The organism is Kitasatospora sp. MBT66 (assembly GCF_000710405.2).
Classification (GTDB): domain Bacteria; phylum Actinomycetota; class Actinomycetes; order Streptomycetales; family Streptomycetaceae; genus Kitasatospora; species Kitasatospora purpeofusca.
On record NZ_JAIY01000006.1, the window covers coordinates 565,353 to 574,781 of the forward strand.

Genomic DNA, 9,429 nt, shown 5'->3' on the forward strand with positions numbered 1-9,429 from the left:
GCTGCGTGTGACAGGGGGCGGGCTCAGCCGCCGATCTGGATGCCGGCCATCCGCTTCCACTCGTACGCGCCGGTGCGCACCTTCAGGCCGAGTTCGCCCTCGAAGTTCTCGTGCAGGGTGACCCCGGCCAGCTCGGCGGCCCGGCGGCCGACCGCGTAGCTGGGCGCGACCTGGTCGCCCCAGGCGCCGTCGGCGCCGACCACGACGATCCGGGTGGCGACCGCGCCGACGTACTCGACGACGCCGTCGGCGCTGCCGCCGTGCGCCGCGGCGAAGGCGGTCAGGTGCTTGGCGATGCGCTTGGCACGACGCTCGGCACGGGCGTCCGGCGCGGCGGGGATGGCGGTCTCTGCGCTGCTCATGCCCGCATGCTACCGAGCGGTAGGAGAGCTGGCGACGGGAGCGCCGTGTGCACCGGGCCACATACTGGTGGGGTGACCTTCGACGGCTGGCCGGCCGAGGCGCTCGACTTCTACGAGCACCTCGAGGCCGACAACTCCAAGACCTTCTGGCAGTCCCACAAGGACCGGTACGAGCAGGCCGTCCGGGAGCCGATGGAACGGCTGCTGGACGAGCTGGAACCCGAGTTCGGGCCCGGCAGGATCTTCCGGCCCAACCGCGACGTGCGGTTCAGCGCCGACAAGTCCCCGTACAAGACGCACATCGGCGCCCATCTGGCGGCCGGCGGCTACGTCCAGCTCTCCGCCGACGGCCTGGCCTGCGGCAACGGGCTGTACCGGCTCGCCCCCGACCAGCTGGACCGCTACCGGACCGCGGTCGCCGAGGACGTCTCCGGCGCCGAGCTGGAGCGGGTGGCCGACCGGGTCCGCCGGGCCGGGCCGGAGGTGGTCGGCCGGGACTCGCTGAAGTCCGCCCCGCGCGGCTACCCCAAGGACCACCCGCGGATCGGACTGCTCCGCCACAAGGGGCTGATCGCCTGGCAGGAGTGGGCCCCCGAGCCCTGGCTGGGCACCCGCGCCGCGTACGAGCGGATCACCGGGTTCCTGCGCGCCTCGCAGCCGCTCAAGGACTGGCTGGACGGCCACGTCGGCCCCTCCGAGCTGCCCGACCGCTAGGGCCTGTCCGCCCCGCCGCCAGGAACGCGAAGGGCCCCGGTCGAATCGACCGGGGCCCTTCCTCACATCTGCGTCACCGCGTCACTTCACGAACGGGTCCACCGCGATCACCACGAACAGCAGCGTCAGATAGGTGATCGACCAGTGGAACAGCCGCATCTCCTTCAGCTTGGCGCCGACCACACCGGACTTCGCCCGCCCGTACAGCGCGTGCGCCTCCTTCAGCCAGAAGGCGCCCAGCACCACCGCGGCGGCCGGGTACAGCCAGCTGGTGTCGGCCAGCGGCCACAGCAGCAGCGAGACCCCCACCATCACCCAGGAGTAGGCGACGATCTGCTTGGCCACCGCCAGGTTGCCCTTGATCACCGGCAGCATCGGCACCCCGGCCCGGGCGTAGTCCTCACGGACCTTCATCGACAGCGGCCAGTAGTGCGGCGGCGTCCAGAAGAAGATCACCAGGAACAGCACCAGCGCCGACCAGGAGAGCGAGTTGGTGATCGCGGCCCAGCCGACGAAGACCGGCATGCAGCCGGCGATGCCGCCCCAGACGATGTTCTGCGCGGTGCGGCGCTTCAGCCCCAGCGTGTAGACGAACACATAGAAGAGGAGTGCGCCCAGCGCCAGCGCCGAGGACAGCCAGTTGACCAGGACGCCCAGCCAGACCGTCGACAGGACGCCGAGCGCGATGCCGAACACCAGCGCCTCGCGCGGCGACACCATGCCGGTGACGATCGGGCGGCGCTCGGTGCGGGACATCACCGCGTCGATGTCGCGGTCGATGTACATGTTGAGGGCGTTGGCGCCACCCGCCGAGAGGTAACCGCCGATGACCACCTTCAGCACCAGCAGGAGGTTCGGCACCCCGCGCTCCGCCAGGAACATCACCGGCACCGTGGTGATCAGCAGCAGCTCGATGATCCGCGGTTTGGTCAGTGCGACGAAGGCGCCGGCACGGGCCCCGAACGGCCGGTGCGCAGGCGTCGCCCCGGTGACCCCGGCGGGACGGGATTCGACGGCGGTCACTAACACCCCAACTGAAGATGAATCCTCACAGGCGGCCACCGGAACGTTGTTCCCGAATCGTCCGCTCTGCGCGTACCACGCCACCTTAGACGCTCCATATCTCCCCACCGGCCCCGGGGTGCCCCGGCGGGGCGGAACGCACACCCCCGGGTGAACCCCCGCCGCCCCCACCAGGAACGTTGTCCGCGACGCCGCTCCCGGGCCCGCCGGACCGCCGGTCCCCCGTCCCGCGCGCCGGAGAGGCGAACCGGACGGATCCGGGCGAGGGTGGACAAAGGGACCGGGCCTCCGGTCGCACGGTCGTCCACGAAATGTCCGGGGAATGACTGCCAACATGCCTGGGTTGTCCCACCACGGAGGGTGAGCCCCGGGCCGGACGGTAGGCTCGCCCACAGAAGCGGGATCTACCCTCCGTGACCGGCACCACCCAGCGTCCGGCCCCAGCGACGTGGCCGACCCGGTCCCTCACGGGGTCACTCTTCACAACGGAAGGAGCCCTGAGACAGGGTGAGCACGACGCCGAATGCATTCGAGTGGTCGGACCTCGACGACCGGACCGTCGACACGGCCCGCGTCCTGGCGATGGACGCGGTTCAGAAGGTCGGCAACGGACACCCGGGGACGGCCATGTCGCTGGCCCCCGCCGCCTACCTGATCTTCCAGCGCTTCCTGCGCCACGACCCGACCGACCCGGCCTGGGCCGGCCGTGACCGGTTCGTCCTCTCCCCCGGGCACACCAGTCTGACGCTCTACACCCAGCTCTACTTCTCCGGCTACGGCCTGGAGCTCGACGACCTCAAGGCCTTCCGGGTCGCCGGCAGCCGCACCCCCGGTCACCCCGAGCACGGCCACACCGCCGGCGTCGAGACCACCACCGGCCCGCTCGGCCAGGGCATCGCCAACGCCGTGGGCATGGCGATGGCGGCCCGCTTCGAGCGCGGCCTGTTCGACCCGGACGCCGCGGCCGGCGAGTCGCCGTTCGACCACACCGTCTGGGCCATCGTCTCCGACGGCGACCTGGAGGAGGGCATCTCCGCCGAGGCCTCCTCGCTCGCCGGCCACCAGAAGCTCGGCAACCTGGTCGCGCTCTACGACGACAACCACATCTCGATCGAGGGCGACACCGAGACCGCGTTCTCCGAGGACGTCCTCAAGCGCTACGAGGCGTACGGCTGGCACGTCCAGCGCGTCGCCCCGAAGTCCAACGGCGACATCGACGTCGCCGCGCTCGCCGAGGCCCTCACCGCCGCCAAGGCCGAGACCTCCCGCCCGTCGATGATCGCTATGCGCACGATCATCGCCTGGCCGGCCCCGGACGCCCAGAACACCGCCAAGGCCCACGGCTCCGCGCTCGGCGGCGCCGAGATCGCCGCCACCAAGAAGGTCCTGGGCTTCGACCCGGAGAAGGCCTTCGAGGTGAGCGACCAGGTCATCGAGCACGCCCGACTGGTCGTCAAGCGCGGCAAGGCCGTCCGCGGCGAGTGGGAGAAGTCCTTCGAGGCCTGGCGCGCCGCCAACCCGCACCGCGCCGCCGAGTTCGACCGCATCACGGCCGGCGAGCTGCCCGAGGGCTGGAAGAAGGCCGTCCCGGTCTTCGAGGCCGGCAAGGCCGTCGCCACCCGCAAGGCCAGCGGCGAGACCCTGAAGGCCCTCGGCGCGGTGATCCCGGAGCTGTGGGGCGGCTCGGCCGACCTCGCCGAGTCCAACCTCACCACCATCGACGAGGACAGCTCCTTCCTCCCCGAGGGCAACCCGCTGAAGTCGGCCAGCCCCTACGGCCGGACCATCCACTTCGGCATCCGCGAGCACGCCATGGGCTCCACCATGAACGGCATCGCGCTGCACGGGAGGACCCGCGTCTTCGGCGGCACCTTCCTGGTCTTCGCCGACTACATGCGCCCCGCCGTCCGCCTGGCCGCCCTGATGAAGCTGCCGGTCACCTACGTGTGGACGCACGACTCCATCGGCCTCGGCGAGGACGGCCCGACCCACCAGCCGGTCGAGCACATGGCCTCGCTGCGCGCCATCCCGGGCCTGGCCATGGTCCGCCCGGCCGACGCCAACGAGACCGCCGTCGCCTGGCGCACCGTCCTGGAGCGCCAGACCACCCACCCCGGCCCGGTCGGCCTGGCCCTCACCCGCCAGAACGTCCCGACCTTCGACCGCACGGTGTACGGCTCCGCCGAGGGCACCGCGAAGGGCGGCTACATCCTGGCCGAGGCCTCCACCGGCAGCCCGCAGGTGATCCTGCTCGGCACCGGCTCCGAGGTCCAGCTGGCCGTCAAGGCCCGCGAGGTCCTGGAGGCCGAGGGCATCGCCACCCGCGTCGTCTCGGTCCCGTCCTTCGAGTGGTTCCAGGAGCAGGACCAGGCCTACCGCGACAGCGTGCTGCCGCCGTCGGTCAAGGCCCGCGTCTCGGTCGAGGCCGGCATCGCCCAGGGCTGGCGCGAGCTGGTCGGCGACCACGGCCGGATCGTCTCGCTGGAGCACTTCGGCGCCTCCGCCGACTACCAGGTGCTGTTCGAGGAGTTCGGCATCACCGCCGAGCGCGTCGTCGCCGAGGCCCACAACGCCCTCCGCTCGCTCGAGGCCGTCAACCGCTAGCGGCACCCGGGCCGGGGCGCCGACCGCACATCGGCGCCCCGGTCCGCCCCACACACCCCACAGCAGCAAAAGACGTAAGGACTGAAGCACCATGACCGACGCACTGAAGCGCCTCAGCGACGAAGGCGTGGCGATCTGGCTGGACGACCTCAGCCGCAAGCGGCTGAACAGCGGCAACCTCGCCGAGCTGGTGCAGCACAAGCACGTGGTGGGTGTGACCACCAACCCGACCATCTTCCAGAAGGCCATCGGCGGCGGCGACAGCTCCTACGACGGCCAGCTGAAGGACCTCGCCGTCCGCAAGGTCACCACGGACGAGGCCGTCCGCATGATCACCACCTCGGACGTCCGTGACGCCGCCGACGTGCTGCGCCCGGTCTACGACGCCTCCAACGGCCGCGACGGCCGGGTGTCGATCGAGGTCGACCCGCGCCTGGCCCACGAGACCGCCGCGACGGTGGCCGAGGCCAAGCAGCTGTGGTGGCTGGTCGACCGCCCGAACGTCTTCATCAAGATCCCCGCCACCAAGGCCGGCCTGCCCGCGATCGCCGAGGTCATCGGCAAGGGCATCAGCGTCAACGTCACGCTGATCTTCTCGCTGGAGCGCTACAAGGCCGTCATGGACGCCTACCTGACCGGCCTGGAGGCCGCCAAGGCCAAGGGCCTGGACCTCTCCCAGATCGAGTCGGTCGCCTCCTTCTTCGTGTCCCGCGTGGACACCGAGATCGACAAGCGCCTGGAGAAGGTCGGCGGCGAGGCCAAGGAGCTCCGCTCCAAGGCCGCGCTGGCCAACGCCCGCCTCGCCTACCAGGCGTACGAGGAGGTCTTCGGCAGCGTCGACGGCAAGAGCGCCGGCAGCGCCCGCTGGGTCGCCCTGGAGGCCGCCGGCGCCAAGCCGCAGCGTCCGCTCTGGGCCTCCACCGGCGTCAAGGACCCGGCGCTGCCGGACACCCTCTACGTCACCGAGCTGGTCGCCCCCGGCACCGTGAACACGATGCCCGAGGCCACCCTGGACGCCACCGACGACCACGGCGTGGTCACCGGCGGCACCATCGTCCCCAACTACGCCGACGCCAAGGCCGTGATGGACGCCATCGCCGCCGCGGGCGTCGACTACGACGACGTCGTCCAGGTGCTGGAGGACGAGGGCGTCGAGAAGTTCGAGCAGTCCTGGAACGAGCTGCTCGACACCGTCACCGCCTCGCTCGCCTCCTTCGCCGACGAGAAGTGACCCCCTGCGAACGGCGCACGAAAGCGGAGCCCATCAAGTGAGCACTGACTTCCCCGAGTTGACCCCGGTGCAGGACGCGGACGACCTCCCGTCGGCACCCGTCAACCCGCTTCGCGACCCCTCGGACCGGCGGCTCCCGCGCATCGCGGGGCCGTCCGGCCTGGTCATCTTCGGGGTCACCGGCGACCTCTCCCGCAAGAAGCTCATGCCGGCCATCTACGACCTGGCCAACCGCGGCCTGCTGCCGCCGGGCTTCTCGCTCGTCGGCTTCGCCCGCCGCGAGTGGGAGGACGAGGACTTCGCCAAGGAGGTCCACGACGCGGTCAAGGAGCACGCCCGCACCCCCTTCCGCGAGGAGGTCTGGCAGCAGCTCGCCAAGGGCATGCGCTTCGTCCAGGGCGACTTCGGCGACGACGACGCCTTCGACAAGCTCCGCGAGACCATCGAGGAGCTGGACCAGGCACAGGGCACCGGCGGCAACTTCGCCTTCTACCTGTCCGTGCCGCCGAAGTTCTTCCCGACCGTCGTCCAGCAGCTCAAGAAGCACGGGCTGGCCGACCCGCCGAGCGGATCCTGGCGCCGCGCCGTCATCGAGAAGCCCTTCGGCCACAACCTCGAGTCCGCCCAGGAGCTGAACCGGATCGTCCACGAGGTCTTCCCCCGGGACGAGGTCTTCCGGATCGACCACTACCTGGGCAAGGAGACGGTCCAGAACATCCTGGCGCTCCGGTTCGCCAACCAGATGTTCGAGCCGATCTGGAACCGGTCGTACGTCGACCACGTGCAGATCACGATGGCCGAGGACATCGGCATCGGCGGCCGGGCCGGCTACTACGACGGCATCGGCTCCGCCCGTGACGTCATCCAGAACCACCTGCTCCAGCTGATGGCGCTCACCGCCATCGAGGAGCCGGCGTCCTTCCACCCGAAGGCGCTGGTGGCCGAGAAGCTCAAGGTGCTCAGCGCCGTCAAGCTCCCGACCGACCTGGGCGAGCACACCGTGCGCGCCCAGTACACGGCCGGCTGGCAGGGCGGCGAGGAGGTCGGCGGCTACCTCGACGAGGACGGCATCAACCCGGACTCCAAGACCGACACCTACGCGGCGATCAAGCTGGAGATCAACAACCGCCGCTGGGCCGGAGTGCCGTTCTACCTGCGCACCGGCAAGCGGCTGGGCCGCCGGGTCACCGAGATCGCGGTGGTCTTCCAGCGTGCCCCGTACCTGCCGTTCGACTCCTACGCGACCGAGGAGCTGGGGCAGAACGCCCTGGTCATCCGGGTGCAGCCGGACGAGGGCGTCACCGTGCGGTTCGGCTCCAAGGTGCCAGGCACCTCCTTCGAGGTCCGGGACGTCACGATGGACTTCGCCTACGGCGAGTCCTTCACCGAGTCCTCCCCGGAGGCGTACGAGCGGCTCATCCTCGATGTGCTGCTCGGCGACGCCAACCTCTTCCCGCGCCACCAGGAGGTCGAGCTCTCCTGGCAGATCCTCGACCCGATCGAGAAGTACTGGGACGCCCACGGCAAGCCCGCCGAGTACGCGGCCGGCACCTGGGGCCCGGCCGAGGCGGACGAGATGCTCGCACGAGACGGCAGGAGCTGGCGCCGGCCATGAAGACCGACCTCACGGACACCACGTCCAGCAAGATCAACGCAGCGCTCATGGAGGCGCGCCGGGCCAGTGGCTCGACGGCCGCCGGCATGGTGCTCACCCTGGTGATCGTGACCGACGAGGGCAGCGCCTACGACGCCCTCAGGGCCGCCAACGACGCCTCCCGCGAGCACCCCTCGCGCACCCTGGCGGTCATCAAGCGCGCCGGGCGCTCGCCCCGGGCCCGCGCCGAGACCCGTCTGGACGCCGAGATCCTGGTCGGCTCCGACGCCGGCTCCGGCGAGACGGTCGTCCTGCGCATGCACGGCGAACTCGCCGCGCACGCCCAGTCGGTCGTCCTGCCGCTGCTGCTGCCGGACGCCCCGGTCGTGGTCTGGTGGCCGGAGAACGCGCCGCTGCACCCGGCGCAGGACCCGCTCGGCGCGCTCGCCCAGCGCCGGATCACCGACGCGGTCACCGCCGAGTCCCCGGTCGGCCAGCTCGCCCAGCGGGCCCAGAGCTACACCCCGGGCGACACCGACCTGGCCTGGACCCGGATCACCGGCTGGCGCTCGATGCTGGCCGCCGCGCTGGACCAGCGGCCGTCCACGATCACCTCCGCGGTGGTCGAGGGCGAGTCGTACAACCCCAGCGTGGAGCTGCTCGGCCTGTGGCTGCACAACCGGCTGCACGTGCCGGTCGAGCGGGTCGTCACCAGCGGCCCGGGCATCACCGCGGTGCACCTGCGCACCACGGACGGGGACATCACCCTGGACCGCCCGGACGGCCTGCTGGGCACGCTCTCGATGCCCCGCTCGCCGGACCGCCAGGTGGCGCTCAAGCGGCGCGAGACCTCGGAGCTGATCGCCGAGGAGCTCCGCCGGCTCGACCCGGACGACATCTACGCGGTGGCCGTCCGCACCCCGGTGGAGCGGCTCAAGGAGCGGGACACCGCCGAGGTGGCGGCCGCGGCCGCCAGCGCCGCCGCGGCCGTCGACGAGGCCGTGGCCGAGGAGACCGCCGCCGCCACCGCCCCGGAGGCCGGGGCCCGCAAGGGCGCCGCCAAGCGCGGCGCCAAGAAGGCGGGCGCATGACCGCGGCCACCCCGCAGCTGGTCGTCCACCGGGACAAGGAGCTGATGGCCCAGGCGGCCGCGGCCCGGCTGATCACCCGGATCGTGGACGCCCAGGCCGCCCGCGGCGCCGCCTCGGTGGTGCTCACCGGCGGACGCAACGGCAACGCCCTGCTGGCCGCGATCGCCGCCTCCCCGGCGCGCGACGCGATCGACTGGGCGCGGCTGGACCTCTGGTGGGGCGACGAGCGGTTCCTGCCCTCCGGCGACCCGGAGCGCAACGCCGTCCAGGCCCGCGCCGAGCTGCTGGACGCCGTCCCGCTCGACCCGGCGCGGGTGCACGAGATGCCCGCCTCGGACGGCGTCGACGGCTCGGACGTGGACGCCGCGGCCGCCCGCTACGCCGAGGAGCTCGCGAAGGCGGCCGGTCCGGCCGACCGGCTGCGGGTCCCCGCCTTCGACGTGCTGCTGCTCGGCGTCGGCCCGGACACCCACGTCGCCTCGCTGTTCCCGGAGCACCCCGGGGTGCGGGAGACCGAGTTGACGGTGATCGGCGTGCGCGGCGCGCCGAAGCCCCCGCCGACCCGGATCTCGCTCACCCTGCCGGCGATCCGGGCCGCCCGCGAGGTCTGGCTGCTGGCGGCCGGCGAGGACAAGGCGGACGCGGTCGCGCTGGCCCTGTCCGGCCCGGGCGAGCTCCAGGCGCCCGCCTCCGGCGCGCACGGCACCGGCCGCACCCTGTGGCTGCTGGACCGCGCCGCCGCGGACCGGCTGCCGCCCCAGCTGTACCCCCCGGCCTCGGCCTGAGGCCAGAGGTCGTAGGCGAACACCG

8 protein-coding genes are annotated in these 9,429 nt (G+C 72.0%); 6 read left to right on the top strand and 2 right to left on the bottom strand.

The window, feature by feature from the left end:
* Window positions 1-23 precede the first annotated feature (23 nt).
* Window positions 24-362, bottom strand: coding sequence for a hypothetical protein (locus tag BI06_RS15045; protein WP_043468571.1), 339 nt, complete (start codon window positions 360-362; stop codon window positions 24-26).
* A 72-nt stretch (window positions 363-434) separates the two neighbouring features.
* On the opposite strand from BI06_RS15045, the gene BI06_RS15050 reads away from it, so the two are divergent.
* Window positions 435-1,076, top strand: coding sequence for a DUF2461 domain-containing protein (locus BI06_RS15050; RefSeq protein WP_043468572.1), 642 nt, complete (start codon window positions 435-437; stop codon window positions 1,074-1,076).
* A gap of 81 nt (window positions 1,077-1,157) precedes the next feature.
* Here the strand turns inward: BI06_RS15050 and BI06_RS15055 are convergent, their stop codons facing one another.
* Window positions 1,158-2,099, bottom strand: a complete 942-nt coding sequence (locus tag BI06_RS15055; RefSeq protein WP_030394959.1) for a heme o synthase — start codon at window positions 2,097-2,099, stop codon at window positions 1,158-1,160.
* Between the two features lie 507 nt (window positions 2,100-2,606).
* Between BI06_RS15055 and tkt the strand changes: the two genes are divergently transcribed.
* From tkt to pgl, 5 genes are all read left to right on the top strand, one after another.
* Window positions 2,607-4,703 (top strand): transketolase, encoded by a 2,097-nt coding sequence (tkt, locus tag BI06_RS15060; protein ID WP_043468574.1) that lies wholly within the window; start codon window positions 2,607-2,609, stop codon window positions 4,701-4,703.
* Between the two features lie 91 nt (window positions 4,704-4,794).
* Window positions 4,795-5,934, top strand: coding sequence for a transaldolase (gene tal, locus BI06_RS15065; RefSeq protein WP_030394961.1), 1,140 nt, complete (start codon window positions 4,795-4,797; stop codon window positions 5,932-5,934).
* A 67-nt stretch (window positions 5,935-6,001) separates the two neighbouring features.
* Window positions 6,002-7,549 (top strand): glucose-6-phosphate dehydrogenase, encoded by a 1,548-nt coding sequence (gene zwf / locus BI06_RS15070; RefSeq protein ID WP_043469612.1) that lies wholly within the window; start codon window positions 6,002-6,004, stop codon window positions 7,547-7,549.
* Complete coding sequence (gene opcA / locus BI06_RS15075) at window positions 7,546-8,619, top strand: glucose-6-phosphate dehydrogenase assembly protein OpcA (protein WP_030394963.1); 1,074 nt, start codon at window positions 7,546-7,548, stop codon at window positions 8,617-8,619. Before zwf ends, opcA begins: the two co-directional genes overlap by 4 nt.
* Window positions 8,616-9,404, top strand: coding sequence for a 6-phosphogluconolactonase (gene pgl, locus BI06_RS15080; RefSeq protein ID WP_030394964.1), 789 nt, complete (start codon window positions 8,616-8,618; stop codon window positions 9,402-9,404). The genes opcA and pgl overlap by 4 nt, the downstream gene beginning before the upstream one ends.
* Window positions 9,405-9,429: the final 25 nt, after the last annotated feature.